Consider the following 17619-nt stretch of genomic DNA (forward strand, 5'->3'; position numbering starts at 1 on the left):
AATTAAATGCCAAGCAGCTCTTTCTTTTTTAGATCAAACTCCTCTTGTGTGATAGCGCCCATATCGAGCAGCTCTTTTAATTCTTTGATTTGGCCCAAGTTGCTTGTCTGTGGCTGTGGTTGAACGGGTTGTTGTGCTTGGAAAAGTTGCTGATTGTCAGCAGTTTTATCTTGTACAGCCTTTTTGAGCTTCTCAACGAAGATAGGGGCGTTATGCTTATCAACGTTCTCAATAGCGATTGTGTTCGCACCATTGGTAATCATGATGGTTGATAGCACGAACTTTGACGAATAAGAAACAGCGTTGATGTAGTCGAAGCCAATCTCTTCATAATCGCCACCTACGAACATGTTCTTGTTGATGAACATCAATCGGTTATTAGTAATCACAATCAGATATGAACGGCCTTCACGTCCACCAGAGACAGCATAAACAATCTTTTCCTGTGGATCTAAGTATTCGTGCAAGTGATTGATTTCTTTCTTAGTACCGAAAAGATTTGAAACTCCTGCTTCTTCTAATTGGTTTTGAATGTCGTCAGTTTGACTGGGTTCATCAGGTACATCATCACGTAGATACTTTAGGCGGTCGTTTTTAGCTTTTTCAAAGTCATACTTCTCGCCATTGTTATACAGCTCTTGTAAGTATTCGTATGGTTCGTGCTTAATTTGGCCTTGCTTTTTTAGGTCTAGTTTCTTAATTCCTAGTTTAGCCATACATTTAGGATGAATAACTTTTGCCATACGTCCGTTAACACTGTTTATAGGATATGACATAAAAAAATTACACTTTTCAAAACACAAGGGGCAAGTTAATAGCTTCATTTCTGGCTGGAAATTTTGATTATCCATATTTTCTCTCCTTAAAATTTAGATGTTTGTTGTACTAGCTTCCCAATGATTTGAACTGGTGGCTCGCCATTATCAATATCTACTTTCTTGTATTCAAACGGCTTAAACTGTTCAGTTAACCAACTATCTGGTTCAAACCTTATTCTATCAGGGTAAATATAAACGTGCTTCAACGTAGCAGAATCTCCATTAATGATAACGCCACAGATGTCGCCATTAGTAATTGATGATGTATCAACATTGGCCAAAATAGAAACAGCGCCATTTGGAATAACCTTGTTCATGCTTTCGCCATCAACACGAAGTGCAAGGAGATTCTTAGATCCATAACGGTCAACAATGTCATCATCAACCTTTATGTTACCTTCAATATCCTCCTTAGCACCTTCTGGATATCCTGCTGAAATACGTCCATAGATTGGGATTTCAACAGCGTTTGTTGATTTAGATATGTTTACTTTTGAAACATCATCTACAATTCCTGCTATTTTAAGAATCTCATCATTCGTTATTCTAAGACCTTTTGCTAGCCGATATAGTGTTTCAACTTTAGGAATACTTTTGTGACCGTTTTCTAATTGTGAAAGGTATGACGGAGACATATTTGCTTGTAACGCTGCTTGTCTCACGCTAAAACGTTTATCTAATCGAATATCCTTGATTGTTTTTCCGAAGTCTTCTTTCGTTGCCATATCTAAGCACCTTTCATCTTTATAAACACAAGTATAACCAAAAGAAAAACAAATAAAAGCAAAAAGTAAATAAAAGTGTTTGACAACGTGACACAAATGTTTTACAATTAGTTTATCAGTTAAGGAAAGGAGGAAAGAAATGACTGAAACTCTTCAATTCAAGGACATTGAAGGTACACGAAAGATGATTAAAATGTCTGGCGAAAATTTTGCTTCCTTTTCTAAAAAGGTAAAAGTAGACCCGTCAATGATGAGCAACTACCTAACTGGAAAGAAATTTCCTAGCCCACCAACAGCTAAGAAAATTGCTAACGGATTAGGAAAGGATATGTACGATATTTTTTTTGCCTAGAGTGTTCACTAATGTGACACAAAATTGTTTTACAAAACAGAAAGGAGGAAGCATGAAAGATAAATTCGTTGTTGATCGTGTTGTTCAAGATGAAGATGGCTATCAAATTTTTGCAACACTAACGCTTAGCAGACGAAAACGAAAAAAGCTTCGCCAGTATAGAAAAACACTAGCAAAGCTTAAAAAAATCATGAATGAGATTGAGGAGTTTTGATTTGAAAGACCAAAAAGAATTTAAAGAAAACACATTGGAGTCAATTAGTAGATATTTTGATGATTGGAATTTAGACCAAGTAAAAGTCAAACGAGTTTTTGATGAAAAAAATAAGCCAACCAATAAGGTTGACTACATTATCTCAATGTCACGAACCGGGAAGAAGTTAGAAAGCCCTCAACAAGAACTATCTCAAGAATTAGATAACATTAAAAATCTATTTGAGAGTGTTGATGTAAATGAAAAGAGTAGTGCTGACACACTACTCACCATATCTGCAAAGATTATCCATTTAGCAAACAAAGTTACAGCTTTTCAGAGTCGATAACTAATGTATCTGGGTCAACGTTTTCTTTGATTGCTTGAATAGTCGTTTCGGCACTACTTTTCAAATGATAAGTTTCGCTTTGTGCTACTACTTGGCCATTGTCAGATTTCAATAAGAAATAATATTGGCCATCAACAGATTTTTTAATAACAAAATACATGATATTGTTCTCCTTTCAACTTACTAGGTACGTCACTACCAGTAGTTAAAGGATACCAAAAGAAAGGTTAACAACATGAAAAAAGAAGATGAAGAATTTGTAAGCTTTCCTAATTGGGTTGCTCCATTGTCGGCAAGCGTTGGATTTGTTATCGGAACTTTAGTAGCCCTAATAGCCAAGTTGTTAATAATGTAACCAACACGCCACTAGTAAATCCTGAAAGTAGGGGCATTAAAAAACCTTTTTTTCAATCATCTTTTTTGGTGATTTTCATTAAATCAAAATAAGTTTTTCCAGAGGTAGTTGGGTAGTATATCGCTTTGGCTAATCGATTCACATATCCGTTGTTTAACAATTCTGATAATGAAATTTCAGTATCTTCATCATTTTGGAGTGGTGACTTCCTGAATATTTCACCTTCTGAAATATGAACATTTGATGAATCGAAAGAATCAAACTCATTATTTATGAATTTTTTTAGTAGTAGTTCGGCGTTTTTTGTAAGCATTGTAGTCTCCATTTTGACTGTAATGAATGTCGTAATTAAGAATATCAAAAAAGGAGGAAACATGGAAAAGGAAAAGGCAAACGAAATTTCAAACGCATTGTCAGGTATCAGTTATTCAGATTGGAAAGTTGTTCAAAGCGTTGTTGAAAATAGATTCCATCAAATTAAAAAAGAGCTGACTTACGAAGAAATCAACTCTAGGATATCTGATCTTACAGCAGAGAAAATGGAAAACCCCTATTAATAAAGAATGTTTTCTTTTATAAATTCCCATTTTTCATGTGTCAAATAGCCTTGATAGTTTTTGGCAATTTCAATGATTAAATATGAATCATTTTTATCACATGCTTTGCTTAATCTATCTGACATTTCCTGTGGCGAAAGATTATTTCTAAGCATCCATGTTGATTCTAATATTTTTATATATGAACCACCAAAACTGTCGATTACCTTTTTAACATCATCGTATTTTTGACCTGGCGAATTTAAATCATAACTCAAAATATAAGGCTTACTCATAATAATTCTCCTTTCAATTTACTAGGCTTTGCAGAGCCAGTAATAAAAGGATACCAGAAAGGTGGTGATGACTTGAACGGAACGGCTTATACAAAATTCGACATTAACGAAGAGTACACACAAAAGCAGGTTATGGAGAAGTTAGGAATCAAGGCGCACGCTACCTTCAAAAAATACTTCAAAGATAATCCAAAATTTCCAAAACCAATATGGCCGAGCAAAACGCACCCAGTTTATTCGGGGTATGAGCTGTATAACTACTTCTTCAAACGAGCAAGGAAATACGCATAGGAGGCGTAAAATGAGCGAATTTAATCAATTATGGTCGATTGTAGCCACGTTGGTAACGTTGGCAGTCATCGCAGTATCAGCGTTTGAAATTGGCTACACACTCGGACGAGATGACAAAAAGAAAGCAAAAGAAAAAGCCCGCTTGAATAAGCGAGCTCAGGCATAAATAAAATTTCCTACAAAAATATTTATGCCCTAATTATAGCACAAAAGGAGGGCTAATCATGACAACAGGTAATCGAGTAGCAGACGACATTATCCATTATCACATGAATGACAGAAATTCTAATGAAATTGAACGAGTTCAAGACCAATTGGAAAAACTATACGACAAGCAATCTGAATTAAATGATGAAGTTGAAGAACTTGAAATTTACTTGCAGGAATTGGGGGTTCAACTATGAGAGATGTATCAATTGTAGATTCATACGGAGAAATCACATCAGCAGTTGATTTGGGAAATGAGGACTTTTTCAAATCATTGTCTCCGAGTCAGAAAAGTGAAGTGTACTTCAAGATTCAAGAAATGGAAGGCAACATCAAAAAGTTCAAGAAGTACGCACGAGAATACCTGATTGATGGTGGCCAAATTGACGACATTGAAATGAGCGAGGTTGGTCGACGAGTAGTCGTTAATGACCCAGAACTGATGCTCAAGTATTTGAAAGCATATGGATTAGAGGTACTTCAATTCAAGGGTGTAACAGACCTTAAGAAGATTCTTAACGAAGAAGAATTTGATGAAGTTACGGTCATCAAAAAAACTGAAAAAGTTAATTTCAAAAAGTAAGAAAGGAGACGAGCCATGATTACATTCAAAGAAGGCGAAATCAAGCCATCAGGAAACATGTACTTCATCTATGGAGATGGTGGTACAGGTAAAACGAGCCTGTCTAAGGAATTTAAAGGCAATAAAGTGTCTTTCATATTTGATGGTTCATACAATGCACTAGCAGATACAACAGATACATTTGTATTCGCTTTTGATGACACGGATGCTGAACAAATTCAGGCAATGGTTGATTACTATATCGAAAAAGTAATTGGCGGAGAAAACATTGATGTCATTGTTTTAGACAATGTGACGGCCCTACAAAATTGGGTGTTAGAAAACATTGATGGAAAGTCGAAAGACGGCCGCCAAAACTACCAGAAGTTGCAAGTATGGTTCAGAAATCTTGGCATGCGGTTGCGTAGAAGTCGAAAGACTGTATTAGTTACAGCCCACCAGATTGACAATGGTTCAAGTGGACTAGATGGCAAGGGACGGTTTGAACCAGATATGAACGCTAAGACGTTCAATGCATTGTCAGCACCATTCGACATTGTTGGTCGTATCTACAAGAACGATGGTGAACGATATATTGACCTAGATTCCGAAAATGGGAATCACGCAAAAAATAGAATTGATGACCGTACGTTGATTAAGGCAAACGAATTGGTAGAACCTGCTGAGCAGAAAGAGTTGCCAACTAAAAAGACACAGAAAGCGCCTAAAAAGGCCGACAAGACATTTGAAGAACAAGTAGCAGACGTTGCTAACGAATTAGGAAAGCGAGCATAAGACTATGGCATTTGGAGTAACAGTAGACAACAACAACGTATCAGGGCAACAAGTTGAAGAGGCTGGAAAGTACAACGTACGAGTCCTCGACAACTCAGAAGCAAAGAAGACATCAACTGGTAAGGATATGGCCGTTATGAACTATGAAGTTGTAGATGGTCCTTACGCAGGCGGACAAATCCGTTACGACAACATTGTTTGGGACGAAAAGGATGAAGATTCACGAAAGCGTTCAGAACGAAATTTCAACACCATGTTGGTTGCTGTTGGTGTTCCTGAAGGAACTAAGGTAGACAGTATTCAAAAATTTGTAAGGGGTATGGCTGGGAAGGAATTGTCAGTCACAGTTGATTGGAGCGAGTTTAACGGAAAGCTGAACCTCAACGTTAAACGACGTGAGCCAAAGCTCGCTAATGGAAGTGAACCAAATGGAGTCACTCGTGACATGTTTGAGGCCAAGAATAGCGCCCCAAATGTGCAAGCACCATCAAGCAACGCATTTGCAAGTAAGCAACCAGAGCAGACTGGTTTCAATCCATTTGCTAAGCAAGTAGCAGCAAACAGCTCTGAAATCGATATCTCAGATGATGACCTTCCATTCTAATAGGTGTAGGTGCGATACATGGGAAGTTCGAAATTATTAATTCAAGAAAGCCCAATGCAATTTCAACCAAGTTTGGCGAAATTATTAGGAAGTTCAGACAGGGCGATTGTGCTTCAACAAATACATTACTGGATGGAGCGTTCAGGAAAAGAATTTGATGGAAAAACATGGGTATTTAACACAATTGGAGATTGGGAAAATCAGTTCATTTGGATGTCAGAAAGCACTGTAAAACGTACTTTAAAATTTCTAACAGACGAAAATTTCTTGATCACTGGAAATTACAACAAACAGAAATTTGACAAAACAAAATGGTACACAATCGACTATGAGCGCCTTAACAGCGCATTAGGTCAATTTGAACAAATCGATAAAAGCAAAACGTCCAATCGAACAGGCCAATTTGACCCAATGGAAGATGTCAATTTGGAACGCTCTGAACAGGTCAATTTGACACCATCAGAACAGGTCAATTTGACCCGACCAATACCATTAGACTACCAAGAGACTAACCAAGAGACTACTCCATTAGATTATGGCGAAGTGGAATCGATAAATCCTGCAAAGGATATGCTGGAAATTTTCAACTCAGCAACAAATCGTCAGCTAAATAATTCAGGAATTTTTGGCCAACTTGTTTTTAAAAATATTTCAGTCCAAGAATTTCAGGATGTGATGAATTACATCGTGGATAGCTGGTCAGAAGATATTATCGCTAAGTTTTCTAGTACAACGCTAGTTAAGAAATTTGATCAGTATTCGGACAAGGCGATTGAGTTTGGTTATCGAGATGGCAAACGTCCAAAGAAACCTACCAAAGGCAAGCAAGAGCCAAAGATTGCCACAAATGCCGAAATTCAGCAACAGCAGGAACAACAATCACAGCCACAGACTAAACAGCCAGCAGATAGTCCAGAGGACTTGATGGCCATGTTAAACGGCAGGCATACACATCTATGATTAATCGACTGAGAGAGCTCAGGCAGGCGAATAACTTTTCACTAGCCAGCGTTAGTCGCTACTCAGAGGCCAAAGGGCTAAAGCTGAGCACAACTAGCCTAGCCAACATGGAAACGGGCGTGACGAGCGTAAGAGACGTGTATTTGGTTATGCTGTCCGAGCTGTATGGCGTGTCAGTTGATTATATTTTGAAAAACGAAAAGGAATCACTAGATGGCGGAGCAGACAAGAAAAGCTGACCGAATCTGGGCACTGTACAAGGGTGACGAGTTCATCACGTCGGGCACGATTTACGAGATAGCCGAAGCAACGGGCAAGCGGTTCGATAGTCTGATGTTCCTAACTCGCCCAGCGTATAAGAAGCGCAAGGATTTCGGTAACAGATTACAAATTTACGAGGTAGACGAAGATGAATGATTTAAACGAATGGTTATCAGGAATTGGCAATAAAGTTGTCACAAGTGCTTTTATGACGAACGAAACAAAAGTTCCAGAAAAACAGCACATTGAGATTAACGGGAAGATTTATAAAGTGACGGTGGAGAAGGTTTAAGGCGTAGGTTGTCCTACGGGTTAGGAGACGAAGATGAACAACTTAATTATTTTTGATCGAACAGACCAGACAAAAGAACCAACGGTATCAGCTCGAGAATTGTTTAAACAATTAGGATTTACAAGAAACTTCAACCGCTGGTTTGAAACTAACAGCAAATACTTGATTGAAGGTGTTGATTTTACAAGTGCACATACGGGTGCAGTTGTAAATAACGGGGCTATTAAGCCACTTCAAGATTATGAATTGTCAATCGAAGCTTCTAAGAACATTGCCATGCAATCAAACAGTGAAGAAGGCCATCAGATTCGCAAGTATTTCATTGAGGTTGAAAAACAGTGGAACGACCCGAATTTGGTTGTTGAGCGTGGTTTGATTATTGCTAACAAGTTGCTTGGAGAGCGTGACCAAAAAATTAAGTTCTTAGCAATCCAAAACGAAGCAATGAAGCCCAAGGCTGACTTTTATGACAAGGTAGCCGAGTCAAAGGATGTGTTCTACATGAAGCAACTAGCCGACCACCTTGACCAGAACGGTCATCACACAGGCCAGAACCTGTTATTCAAAGAATTGGTGCGAGATGGCTACTTGCGCAAGTTAAAGAACGGTTACGCCCCAACAAGTTACGCCAACACTCGCAAGCTGTTTAAGAGCGTGGAAACAACCTACGACCGTTCTGGCGGTCCAAGTGTTTCTATGACTGTCCGAGTGACGGCCAAGGGCATGCAATACTTCGTTAAAAAATACTGCACTAAGGCAGTAGCTGAGGCTTAAGAGAGGGCGTATGGAAGTTGCAGGCAAGTTGCTCAGCAAACGGGGCAACGTGGTCACAATTGAATTAGCTGACGAGGTTGACACCCAATTTTATACGGACTCAGTAGGGCTGGTGTTGCGTGATGATCGGTCGATTACAGCCCAGCAACGTAAGTTCGCCTACGCCATTATGGCCGACATTGCCAAATCTGACATTGGTGGCTTCTGGGCGGGCGATAACAAGGCAGTCGAAAACTACTTCAAAGCTAAGTATTGCCTGGATAACGATTTGGACTATATCAGCCTGTCGACTAGGTTAGGCAATCGAACAGATACCAACGAGTTTATCAGCATGTTATTGGACTTTAGCCTGGCACACAACGTGGCACTGTCCAGAATGCCAATAAATGAGCTAGAGGGCGACTTTGGCAGGCGGTTCGAGTATTCATGCCTAATTAATAAAAAGTGCGTTATATGCGGTACTAGCAAGGGTATCGAGTTTGCTCATTGTAAGGCGATTGGGTTTGTCAACAGCCGGCAGAAGATGAACCATCTTGGCTGGCTAGGCATGGCACTATGTCACACACACCATCAGCAACAACATTCCAAAGATTGGGGAATTGAGCGATTTATGAAGCACTACCATTTGCAGGGCGTGCCAGTTGATGAACGAATTGCCAAGATTTACCACTTGCACATTGTTAAGGAAGAGAAATTGGTATAGATGGTTTTTATAAATAAAAAATATGGTATTCATTCACTGAATGGGCCATTATCTGACGAAGCAGCAAACATTATTTACGATTTGATGGATGAGAAAGAAGAGGAAGCTATGACACAAAAGACTTTTACAGAAGAACAATACAAAGCGATTACTGATTGCTTTGACAAGTTGAGGCAAGATTACAACTACGGTCTGCTAAACAGTTTCTTGGTTGATAAATTACAGCAAGAATTAAGCGGAACAGTAAATACTAATATTTATTGGCCAGAAATTGTTGCCATTGCTAATCCACGCACTCGTGAATCGGCTCATGACCAGTTCGTTGAGAAAGAGAAGAAGTGATGAAAAAAGTAAAGGCAGTTTGGATTGGTTATCTGGTATATGACCCATTCACAGGCGGTATCTCGGTTGAAAACGATACGCTTGATAGGTCAGATTTCAAAGATGAAAAGGCGTTTGATGAATTAGTTGAGAAAGCAATGAATCCAAAAGAGGGCGATCAGATTTTTGGTAATGATTTAGATAAATGTGAGATTGAATTTATTTACGAAGAGGAGAATCAATGAAAAAAATTTCAAAAGAAGAAATTCTAGAGGCCAAAAAATGTAACGGAATTGAAAATTTAATTGCACGACTATACAGGATTGAATCAAATTTAAGTGATGAACAAATATGTAGTCTGTATTTGGAACACAAAGCAAAAGATTTTGTTAAACAAATTAGATTTATATCTGTTTTCAAAGACGAAGACACTATTGAGTTGAACAAGCTACTTAGACGAGGATATGAAATCAAGGAACGAATCAATTTCATAACTGGATATAGCTATCTTTTGGAAAAAACATTGGAGGTTCATTGATGCTACTACCAGTTATTGCACTAGTGCTAGTGTTGGGCGTTGCTATGTATTCATTACTAGTTGTTGTCTATTTTGCTTATAAGATTATTGCTACGATTATCAGTTTGATTTTCGAAGCGATTGGAAACTATCGTCATTCGAAATGGATGAAGAAGCACCCAGAAGAAGTTGAGCGAGTTAACAAGGCCATTAAGCAATTAGGGGAGTTGTTCCAGGGAAATAAATGATTGAATTTAATCTAGAGATTCTAAAACCATTCACGCTCAACAAATACATCCAGGCCGAGCGGCAGAATCGTTACATTGCTTCCAAGATGAAGAAGCGAGCGACTAACTATTGCATGCTGACTGTTCAACAGGCCATGGTTGATGGTGTGCGATTTGATTGGCCATGTAAATTAGAAATTAAGTGGTATTTACCAGATAAGCGTATAGATCCAGACAATTGGTCATTTACCAAGAAATTCATATTTGATGGCATGCAGAAGGCCAGTGTACGCAGTGATGTGTTCTTGCCAAATGATAGTTACAAATTCGTAACTGGGTTTGATGAGACGTTTGATATTGATAAGGATAACCCAAGGGTAGAGATTAGGGTCAAAAAATAATATAGACAGGGGAATGTTCAGTTGGCGGACAAAATCGACAAGTTATTCACGGAATACTTTTCAGGCGATATTGAGAAAAAAATCGCTCTTAGAAAATTTGAATTAAGAACAGCTCAATCTGCTGATGAGAACATTGGCGGAGGGCGAGTTGAAAACGTCAACAACGAAAAATCAAAGGTTGAAGGCGTTTTGATCAAAGAGTACGAAGACCAGGAATTAAATTTACTTCAATCAAGATATAACGCAGTTCATGATTTCATTGTTGATAATGATTTGGAATTAGTGAACATGCTGGACTACTACTATGATGAACGAAAGCATTATGTTTGGAAAAAGGTTGCTCGATTAGTATTTAAATCAGAGCGACAATGCCAGAATGACAGGGATAAAGCTAAATACAGATTCTTGCTAAGAAATACCTGGATTAGCTAGATGTTGCGTTTTTTAGTTAGAAAATGGCGGTAAGATTGTAGTATAGAAAATTTCATATAAATGGGATTTTAGCAGTGGCAACTTATTATTTCTCCAATAACTTTTTCTTTGTTAATGCCACTGCTTTTTGGAGCAAATGGCTAGGCCTCGTGATTATTCTTTGTGGGAATCATCACGGTTAGAAAACTCGATCGGGTGCGATTCCTGATTTGCTCGTAGCGGTATTAGTGTACTGCTGTTTTTTGAGTTTCGGAAACACATTGCTGAAAATCATTTAACTAAAATGGCAGTAATTCATATTTTGTTTTGACTTATTAAAGACTTTTTTGTTAACTATATTGTATAATTTTGTTATATTGTAGAAACAAAGGAGAAATAAGTATGGATAAGTTTATTAATAAAATGCGACGTTCATTAGGAATTAACGGCCTATTAACGGCGTTGTTTGGTGTGTTTGTTATTGTTTGGCCTGAGAAAAGCGCTTCTTTTATTTCGATGATCATTGGATTTTCACTGTTAGTGACCGGATTTGTTAGATTCCTTGCTAGTTTTAATCGAAAAAATGAGATTGATATGAATCACATTGTTAATGTTATGGTTTCAATTGTTTATTGGCTAGCAGGCATTTTTATTTTTGCTGATATTAAGTATGCAACGGTATCACTATTGATTGTTGTTGGTATTTTAGTTGGAATTGCATGGGTTTCTGAGGGGATTTCTCAATTAACATTTTTAAATGGTATTTCAAATGGACGTGCAGTATTTGTCTTTTTGGCAATTATCAATATTATCGCAGGCGTTGTGTTAATTATTAGTCCGTTTATCGGGGGATTGCTTTTATGGGAGTTCTTGGGATTCATGTTGCTATTTATTGGTGTGATGAAACTTGTACAGTATTTTGTTATTCGTAGTTGAGCATTTTCAAATAAACTAGATAGTAAAAATCGTCAGTTATTTAAATATAACGGCGATTTTTTTAATATGAAGGGAGTTATAAAATCAAGATGAAAGACAAGATTGTGAAACATTTAGGCCGCCCGTTTGAATGGATGTGTGTCGGTATACTGTACATGGTAGCAGGCGGTTTGTTTATCGGCGCAATCGGAATTATCACGCTAGCGATTAAGATTGCCTGGTTCGGAGCGACGTTCTAATGGTGTATGAAGATAAAGAAACAAGAATGAAACGGCATAAGGAACAGGCGACCGCTGTTAATAATCAATTTGCTACTGTAAACGATGAGCAACCAGACAAGCACGAATATCGACACGCTAACATGCGGGCAGGATTTCGATTCGGTGCGATCAATTACGGCAAGCATATGAGGTGGCTGAATGAGATTATTACACAATATTCATTGGCTATTTTCATCGTATCAATTCCTATTTTTATCGGGTTTTATTTTGTTTATAAGTGGATTAAAAAGTAAAGACCTTAACGGGTCTTTTTTTAGTACATATGTCAAGAAGAAAGGAGGAGTGGCGATGACATGACAAAACGTGATGAAGCTAAGCAAGATTACTTAGCTGGTATGAAGCCTAAAGACATTGCAAACAAGTATGAGGTTTCAGCAGCAACAGTTCGTTCATGGAAAGCCAGATATTGGTCAATCGAATCACCACCAAAAAACGTTGCAACAAAATCAAAAAGTGTTGCAACAAAAAATGAAAACGTTGCAACGCATCAAGAGTTGCATCCAGCTATTCAAGAACTAGATGATAGTGAACTCAATGACCGTCAAAAGCACTTTGTTATGGAGTATGTGCGCCTTTCCAATGCAACACAGGCATACATAAATGCTTACAATGTTGACTATGATTCAGCCAAAGTAGCTGCTCACAATTTATTAACAAATATTAACATTCAAACCGAAATTAAACGTCTGCACACAGCTCGTATGGCTGAACAAAGTGTGGGCGTTTTTGATTTGGTTGATGATTTGATTGTTGAAGCGAAAGCTGATGTACGTGACTTTGCGGAATGGGGTTCGAATGAATTTGAAGCAATTGACGAAGAGAGCGGTAAGCAATATACCAGGCATAAGTCATGGGTAGCTTTGAAAGACAGTAATTCTGTTGATAGTAAGGCGATTAAGAAGATAACTGTTGGTAAAGATGGCCCAATTGTTGAGTTGCATGACCGCAATAAGGCTCGTGATAGGTTGCTAGAAAAGTTACTTGGCAAAGGTGTCTTTGCTGATGGCGATGGCGAGCAGAAAATTAATATCAATATGGACAGTTTCGAGGAGAAAGATGATGGCGACAATTAATATTAATTTCCATCAATCTGTGGATCAGTCTTACTATCAACTTTTTGCCAGTCATGAGTCATTTATTGCTATCAAAGGTGCTCGTGGTTCTGGTAAATCATGGGCGCAAGCGTACAACGTTATCTATGAAATGTTGCGACTCCCATATGTTAACTGGCTGGTTATTCGGCAGTATCAGAACACCAATAAAGAGTCGACATATAACACATTGAAAAAGGTCATCACTCAATTAGGGCTGTATGACCTTTTTAAATTCACAGTTAGCCCACTTGAAATCACTATGAAATCAACAGGCCAGAAGATTTACTTTCGAGGCATGGATGACCCGTTGAAAATAACGTCTATTAGCGCTGAGAACGGCTATTTGTGTCGTGCGTGGTGGGAAGAAGCTTACGAGTTAAAAAGCCGTGAGGACTTCCAAACGGTTGTTGAATCGTTACGTGGACAGTTACCTGATGGAGGCTATTATCAGCATATCCTGACATTCAACCCTTGGTCTGAACGACATTGGCTCAAAGAAGAGTTTTTTGATGAGGAGACCAAGCGCAATGGCGTGTTGAATTTCACGACTACCTACAAGAATAACAGCCACTTGGACCAACAATTCATTGACAACATGATGGAGCTAAAGGAGCGCAATCCTAACCGTGCCAGAGTGGCCGTAGATGGCGAATGGGGTATTGCAGAAGGACTTGTGTTTGAAGACCTGTTCGAGCTTGAAAACTTTGACTCACGAGAAATTCAAGGTCGACAAATCATGGGGCTTGATTTTGGTTTCACACATGACCCAACTGCCTTTGTTAAAGCTATCGTTAAAGGAAACGATATATACGTCTATGACGGCTTTTACGAACAGGGCTTACTAAATGACCCAATGGCACGTAAACTCGCACAGAGCGGTGCTATGAAAGGAAAGGTGTATGCCGACAGTGCAGAGCCTCGAACGATTGCTGAATTGCAAAGTCGAGGGCTTCGAACAATTGTTCCTGTTGGTAAAGGTAAAGACTCCAACCAACAGCGAATGGAGTTCATGAAGAACTACCACTATCATATCCATCCAAATGTCAGTTTCTTGCTAGAAGAAATGGAAACGTTCACTTACAAGAAGGACAAGTTTGGCAAGATGACCAATGCCGTTGAAGATGGAGACGACCACGCCATTCAAGCATTGGGATATGCGCTTGAGCCAATTATCTTCACGAATAAAGAAGGCTCATATATGAATTATCAAGAACGATTAAAGGCAGTCAAGGACATTGGACTGTAAGGAGGGAATATGCCACAAGACTATAACACTGAGGCATACAACAGCCTTAGAAACGCGCTGATGGTGTACAAGGAAGATGAAAATGCACTTACACCAGAACGAATTGGCCAATTTATTGCACACCACTACAACAAGCAGCGACCACGATTGTTGATGTTGGATAGCTACTACAAAGGTATTAACACAAAGATTAATAACAAGAATAGTCGAAGAGTTGATGAGTATGGCGCTGACGTTCGCTTGGGGCATCCATTTGCCCAAGAGATTGCTGATTTCCATACAGCGTTCAGTGTTGGTAACCCAATCACGATTACTGTTGATAGTGATGGAAATGGCATTGATGATGAGCACAATTTGCTAGACAACATAAACGACTACAACGATATTGATGCACTTTACTACGACTTATTTAATGACATGTCGAAGTATGGCCGAGCATTCGCCAATATCTATCGTGACCCTGATGACAAGATGGAACGTATCACTCGATTAAGCCCAGTGGACACGTTTATCATCTATTCGAATGAGGTTGACCCAGTGCCATTGGTTGCTGTGCGCTACACGCCAGTGAATGATTTGCAGAGTGTCGATTCATCTGACTATGGCCAGTTCATTATTGAAACTTGGTCCGAACACCAGTACACAGTTAGTCAACCTACTGACATTGTTGGCGGTAGTGTTGCTAATGGTTATGATAACAGCCAGACACAAGAATTGATTTCAATGCCAGTTGTTGAGTTCTGGAACAACAGTCAGCGCTTAGGCGACTATGATGGTGTGATTAGTCTGATTGATGCCTATGATGCTAGTCAGTCCGACACAGCTAATTACATGCAGGATAGCAATGATGCCATGCTGGTTATCCAGGGCGATATTCAAGACCTGTTAGAGGGTGCTGAATTAGCAGTAGATCCAGACGACAAGGAATACTTGCAAAAGTTGGTTGATGAGAAACGCCAGTTGTTACAAGACATTCGCAAGAGTCGAACACTCTTCTTGAAATCAGGAATTAGTGCTACTGGTCAACAGACGAGTGTGTCAGCTAGCTACATTCATAAAGAGTACGACAGTGTTGGTGTTGAGGCCTACAAGACACGCCTCTATAAGAACATCCACTCATTTAGTCGTACTCCTGATGTGTCTGATGATAACTTTGCCAACAACTCTTCGGGTGTGGCCATGCAGTACAAGCAATTGGGTGTTATTCAATTAGCTAAGACCAAGCGAAGAATGTTCGAGAAAGGGCTCACATCCATTTATCGAATCATTCAAGAACTGGAGTTGGCCGTGAAGGGAAAATGGGACATTGATTACAACAACATCAACTTCATGTTCACAGACAACCTACCAACTGATGATGTCAACACCATTCAGACGTTGCAACAGGCAGGCGCAACATTCCCACGAGCTTATCTTGACCGCTTTGCACCAGGTATCTCGACTGATGAGATGAATAGCTTGCGTGAAGAGCAGGATAGCAATAATCAGGCTATGCAAAAGGAAGTTATGCACATCCAGGAACGTGACGCACTGATTAACAGCATTGGAGATGAGACTGATGACGAGCAATCGGGACAAGGTTAAACAATTCGCTAATCAGCAAGCACTGAACGATAGTCGAAATGCTCAAGCACTACAAGATATTGTTGATGACACGAGCTCGGACTATATGGACTGGTGGTCAGATTTCTTGGCGGAGTATCCAGATTTCGACCAAGGCGATTATTCAGGCGTTCCAAATCAAGACCTTGTGAACTATCTGGATAGCTATGCCAAGCAGAATGGTCAAAAGCCTGTCAAAGTTAGCAACGTTGACCAGATGATTGAATATGCAGTGATTCTATTCACGACTGTGGTGGCCTACAAAGCGATTAAGAAGATTTCGAATAATCTTAACAACGAAGCCAATAAAACGGCTCAATTCGGCTTTAAAACCTATGACGTGAAGTCAAAACCAATTGACCGCACATTAGTCAACACAAACTTTGATGGTGTTAACTGGTCTAACTCGATTTGGAAGAATCAAAGTGCTCTTCGTTCTGATCTATCGAACATCATGCGCCAGTCGTTATTACAGGGGCAAAACCCAGTGACGTACACCAAGCAGCTCAAAGAAAAGTTTGGTGTGCAAAAGTACCAAGCAGAACGTATATTACGTACAGAATCAGCAAGAGTTTCGGCCTTACAGCAGGCAAAGAACATCAAGAACGCTGGTTTTGAGTACATGGAATGGGTAACTGGTGGTGGTGCATGTCGTTACTGCATGGAAATGGATGGAAAAGTGTTCAAGGCCGTTGATTTTGGCGAGGGTCGTTACACAATTCCAAAACATCCTAATTGCCGTTGTTCGGTTACTGGATTTTACAAGCAAAACAGCAATGATGATAGCTCTTCTGATGACGAAGATGATGATTGAAGCATTCACTTAATTGTGAGTGCTTTTTTGTACATAAATCGACCTGGGATGTCGTTAAAAGCACCAGAAATCAAATAACGGAACGAAAAGGTGGACTGTGTACCAGTAATTGGCGGACAGTGTGCCTTTTGTTGTGTAAAAGGAGAATTGCAATGGCAGAAGAACCAAAAGCACCAGAAACTGATGTAACTGAACAAACCGAGGCTGAGGAAACACCTAAGACTTACACGCAAGATGAACTCGACAAGGAAATCGAGCGTGAAGCTGAACGGCGTGTGGCCAAGGCCAAGAAGGGTTGGGATGAACAACTTGATGACAAGTTGTCAGAAGCCAAGACCGAAGGCGCAAAGCTGGCCAAGATGTCTGCTCAAGAAAAAGCAGAAGCAGCGGCTAAGGAACGTGCTGATAAGTTAGCTGCTCGTGAAGCAGAACTTAACAAGCGGGAATTGACAGCTAATGTGCGTGACGTTTTGGCAGAAAAGGACTTGCCATCTGAGTTGGCCGAACCGTTAGTTGCATTGGGAGAGGCTGATTTGATTGCTCAGACTGCTGATTCAATTTCTCAATTGATTTCAGAACGAGTCAACAAGGAAGTTGACAGCAAGCTGAGTGGTGGCGGTAAGCCAAAGGGTTCAGCAGAAAATATTGATACAAAGAGTGATTTAGCAAAGTCACTAGGGCTATGAGGAGGAAATA

At 39.4% G+C, this 17619-nt stretch carries 34 protein-coding genes; 29 read left to right on the forward strand and 5 right to left on the reverse strand.

The window, feature by feature from the left end:
• Window positions 1-2: 2 nt before the first annotated feature.
• Together AABI08_RS00730 and AABI08_RS00735 are read right to left on the reverse strand one after the other, a co-directional pair.
• Window positions 3-743: a PH domain-containing protein gene (locus AABI08_RS00730; RefSeq protein ID WP_338343206.1), complete on the reverse strand. Its 741-nt coding sequence runs from the start codon at window positions 741-743 to the stop codon at window positions 3-5.
• A 119-nt stretch (window positions 744-862) separates the two neighbouring features.
• On the reverse strand, window positions 863-1543 hold the full coding sequence (locus AABI08_RS00735) for a helix-turn-helix domain-containing protein (RefSeq protein ID WP_338343205.1): 681 nt from the start codon (window positions 1541-1543) through the stop codon (window positions 863-865).
• 139 nt (window positions 1544-1682) lie between these two features.
• Between AABI08_RS00735 and AABI08_RS00740 the strand changes: the two genes are divergently transcribed.
• The 3 genes from AABI08_RS00740 to AABI08_RS00750 are packed head-to-tail and all read left to right on the forward strand — an operon-like array spanning window position 1683 to window position 2437.
• Window positions 1683-1895 carry a helix-turn-helix transcriptional regulator gene (locus AABI08_RS00740; protein WP_338343204.1) on the forward strand — a complete coding sequence of 71 codons (213 nt, stop codon included), beginning with the start codon at window positions 1683-1685 and terminating at the stop codon, window positions 1893-1895.
• Window positions 1896-1947: 52 nt separating this feature from the next.
• Window positions 1948-2109 (forward strand): hypothetical protein, encoded by a 162-nt coding sequence (locus AABI08_RS00745; RefSeq protein WP_338343203.1) that lies wholly within the window; start codon window positions 1948-1950, stop codon window positions 2107-2109.
• Between the two features lies 1 nt (window position 2110).
• Window positions 2111-2437 carry a hypothetical protein gene (locus AABI08_RS00750; protein WP_338343202.1) on the forward strand — a complete coding sequence of 109 codons (327 nt, stop codon included), beginning with the start codon at window positions 2111-2113 and terminating at the stop codon, window positions 2435-2437.
• On the opposite strand, the gene AABI08_RS00755 is transcribed toward AABI08_RS00750, so the two are convergent.
• Window positions 2415-2597 carry a YegP family protein gene (locus tag AABI08_RS00755; RefSeq protein WP_338343201.1) on the reverse strand — a complete coding sequence of 61 codons (183 nt, stop codon included), beginning with the start codon at window positions 2595-2597 and terminating at the stop codon, window positions 2415-2417. The two genes, AABI08_RS00750 and AABI08_RS00755, sit on opposite strands and share 23 nt — an antisense overlap.
• Before the next feature lie 247 nt (window positions 2598-2844).
• Window positions 2845-3105: a hypothetical protein gene (locus AABI08_RS00760; protein ID WP_338343200.1), complete on the reverse strand. Its 261-nt coding sequence runs from the start codon at window positions 3103-3105 to the stop codon at window positions 2845-2847.
• A gap of 61 nt (window positions 3106-3166) precedes the next feature.
• Here AABI08_RS00760 and AABI08_RS00765 point away from each other — a divergent pair, with 61 nt between their 5' ends.
• Entirely contained in the window at window positions 3167-3349 is a 183-nt protein-coding gene (locus tag AABI08_RS00765; protein ID WP_338343199.1) for a hypothetical protein, read from the forward strand.
• Here AABI08_RS00765 and AABI08_RS00770 read toward each other — a convergent pair.
• The gene (locus AABI08_RS00770) at window positions 3346-3624 is read right to left on the reverse strand and encodes a hypothetical protein (RefSeq protein ID WP_338343198.1); all 279 of its coding nucleotides are present in this window, start codon (window positions 3622-3624) and stop codon (window positions 3346-3348) included. The two genes, AABI08_RS00765 and AABI08_RS00770, sit on opposite strands and share 4 nt — an antisense overlap.
• A gap of 301 nt (window positions 3625-3925) precedes the next feature.
• Here AABI08_RS00770 and AABI08_RS00775 point away from each other — a divergent pair, with 301 nt between their 5' ends.
• The 25 genes from AABI08_RS00775 (at window position 3926) to AABI08_RS00890 (ending at window position 17609) form a co-directional block, all read left to right on the forward strand.
• Window positions 3926-4081: a hypothetical protein gene (locus tag AABI08_RS00775; RefSeq protein WP_338343197.1), complete on the forward strand. Its 156-nt coding sequence runs from the start codon at window positions 3926-3928 to the stop codon at window positions 4079-4081.
• A 58-nt stretch (window positions 4082-4139) separates the two neighbouring features.
• Window positions 4140-4319 carry a hypothetical protein gene (locus AABI08_RS00780; RefSeq protein ID WP_338343196.1) on the forward strand — a complete coding sequence of 60 codons (180 nt, stop codon included), beginning with the start codon at window positions 4140-4142 and terminating at the stop codon, window positions 4317-4319.
• The gene (locus tag AABI08_RS00785) at window positions 4316-4705 is read left to right on the forward strand and encodes a hypothetical protein (protein ID WP_338343195.1); all 390 of its coding nucleotides are present in this window, start codon (window positions 4316-4318) and stop codon (window positions 4703-4705) included. Before AABI08_RS00780 ends, AABI08_RS00785 begins: the two co-directional genes overlap by 4 nt.
• Window positions 4706-4720: 15 nt before the next feature.
• Entirely contained in the window at window positions 4721-5479 is a 759-nt protein-coding gene (locus AABI08_RS00790; protein WP_338343194.1) for an AAA family ATPase, read from the forward strand.
• A 4-nt stretch (window positions 5480-5483) separates the two neighbouring features.
• Window positions 5484-6083 (forward strand): DUF669 domain-containing protein, encoded by a 600-nt coding sequence (locus tag AABI08_RS00795; protein WP_338343193.1) that lies wholly within the window; start codon window positions 5484-5486, stop codon window positions 6081-6083.
• A gap of 18 nt (window positions 6084-6101) precedes the next feature.
• Entirely contained in the window at window positions 6102-7043 is a 942-nt protein-coding gene (locus tag AABI08_RS00800; RefSeq protein ID WP_338343192.1) for a hypothetical protein, read from the forward strand.
• Window positions 7040-7282 (forward strand): helix-turn-helix domain-containing protein, encoded by a 243-nt coding sequence (locus tag AABI08_RS08405; protein WP_421823500.1) that lies wholly within the window; start codon window positions 7040-7042, stop codon window positions 7280-7282. The genes AABI08_RS00800 and AABI08_RS08405 overlap by 4 nt, the downstream gene beginning before the upstream one ends.
• Complete coding sequence (locus tag AABI08_RS00805; RefSeq protein ID WP_338343191.1) at window positions 7257-7460, forward strand: hypothetical protein; 204 nt, start codon at window positions 7257-7259, stop codon at window positions 7458-7460. The genes AABI08_RS08405 and AABI08_RS00805 overlap by 26 nt, the downstream gene beginning before the upstream one ends.
• Complete coding sequence (locus AABI08_RS00810) at window positions 7453-7596, forward strand: hypothetical protein (protein WP_338343190.1); 144 nt, start codon at window positions 7453-7455, stop codon at window positions 7594-7596. Before AABI08_RS00805 ends, AABI08_RS00810 begins: the two co-directional genes overlap by 8 nt.
• A gap of 33 nt (window positions 7597-7629) precedes the next feature.
• Complete coding sequence (locus AABI08_RS00815; protein ID WP_338343189.1) at window positions 7630-8370, forward strand: phage antirepressor KilAC domain-containing protein; 741 nt, start codon at window positions 7630-7632, stop codon at window positions 8368-8370.
• 10 nt (window positions 8371-8380) lie between these two features.
• Entirely contained in the window at window positions 8381-9073 is a 693-nt protein-coding gene (locus tag AABI08_RS00820; RefSeq protein ID WP_338344067.1) for a putative HNHc nuclease, read from the forward strand.
• Window positions 9074-9415: a hypothetical protein gene (locus AABI08_RS00825; RefSeq protein WP_338343187.1), complete on the forward strand. Its 342-nt coding sequence runs from the start codon at window positions 9074-9076 to the stop codon at window positions 9413-9415.
• Window positions 9415-9639, forward strand: a complete 225-nt coding sequence (locus AABI08_RS00830) for a hypothetical protein (protein ID WP_338343186.1) — start codon at window positions 9415-9417, stop codon at window positions 9637-9639. Before AABI08_RS00825 ends, AABI08_RS00830 begins: the two co-directional genes overlap by 1 nt.
• Window positions 9636-9932: a hypothetical protein gene (locus AABI08_RS00835; RefSeq protein WP_338343185.1), complete on the forward strand. Its 297-nt coding sequence runs from the start codon at window positions 9636-9638 to the stop codon at window positions 9930-9932. The genes AABI08_RS00830 and AABI08_RS00835 overlap by 4 nt, the downstream gene beginning before the upstream one ends.
• Window positions 9932-10159, forward strand: coding sequence for a hypothetical protein (locus AABI08_RS00840; protein ID WP_338343183.1), 228 nt, complete (start codon window positions 9932-9934; stop codon window positions 10157-10159). The genes AABI08_RS00835 and AABI08_RS00840 overlap by 1 nt, the downstream gene beginning before the upstream one ends.
• A complete protein-coding gene (locus AABI08_RS00845) occupies window positions 10156-10539 on the forward strand; it encodes a RusA family crossover junction endodeoxyribonuclease (RefSeq protein ID WP_338343181.1) in 384 nt (127 codons plus the stop codon). Before AABI08_RS00840 ends, AABI08_RS00845 begins: the two co-directional genes overlap by 4 nt.
• Window positions 10540-10560: 21 nt before the next feature.
• Entirely contained in the window at window positions 10561-10971 is a 411-nt protein-coding gene (locus AABI08_RS00850; protein WP_338343179.1) for a transcriptional regulator, read from the forward strand.
• 381 nt (window positions 10972-11352) lie between these two features.
• A complete protein-coding gene (locus AABI08_RS00855) occupies window positions 11353-11886 on the forward strand; it encodes an HdeD family acid-resistance protein (protein ID WP_338343177.1) in 534 nt (177 codons plus the stop codon).
• An 89-nt stretch (window positions 11887-11975) separates the two neighbouring features.
• Window positions 11976-12125: a hypothetical protein gene (locus tag AABI08_RS00860; RefSeq protein WP_338343175.1), complete on the forward strand. Its 150-nt coding sequence runs from the start codon at window positions 11976-11978 to the stop codon at window positions 12123-12125.
• Window positions 12125-12400 (forward strand): hypothetical protein, encoded by a 276-nt coding sequence (locus tag AABI08_RS00865; protein WP_338343172.1) that lies wholly within the window; start codon window positions 12125-12127, stop codon window positions 12398-12400. The genes AABI08_RS00860 and AABI08_RS00865 overlap by 1 nt, the downstream gene beginning before the upstream one ends.
• Before the next feature lie 60 nt (window positions 12401-12460).
• On the forward strand, window positions 12461-13240 hold the full coding sequence (locus AABI08_RS00870) for a terminase small subunit (RefSeq protein WP_338343171.1): 780 nt from the start codon (window positions 12461-12463) through the stop codon (window positions 13238-13240).
• Entirely contained in the window at window positions 13227-14507 is a 1281-nt protein-coding gene (locus tag AABI08_RS00875; RefSeq protein WP_338343169.1) for a PBSX family phage terminase large subunit, read from the forward strand. The genes AABI08_RS00870 and AABI08_RS00875 overlap by 14 nt, the downstream gene beginning before the upstream one ends.
• Window positions 14508-14516: 9 nt before the next feature.
• Complete coding sequence (locus AABI08_RS00880; RefSeq protein WP_338343167.1) at window positions 14517-16091, forward strand: phage portal protein; 1575 nt, start codon at window positions 14517-14519, stop codon at window positions 16089-16091.
• A complete protein-coding gene (locus tag AABI08_RS00885; protein ID WP_338344071.1) occupies window positions 16066-16923 on the forward strand; it encodes a minor capsid protein in 858 nt (285 codons plus the stop codon). The genes AABI08_RS00880 and AABI08_RS00885 overlap by 26 nt, the downstream gene beginning before the upstream one ends.
• 152 nt (window positions 16924-17075) lie before the next feature.
• Entirely contained in the window at window positions 17076-17609 is a 534-nt protein-coding gene (locus tag AABI08_RS00890) for a capsid assembly scaffolding protein Gp46 family protein (RefSeq protein WP_338343164.1), read from the forward strand.
• Window positions 17610-17619 lie beyond the last annotated feature (10 nt).

The organism is Fructobacillus evanidus, from assembly GCF_963580165.1.
Classification (GTDB): domain Bacteria; phylum Bacillota; class Bacilli; order Lactobacillales; family Lactobacillaceae; genus Fructobacillus; species Fructobacillus evanidus.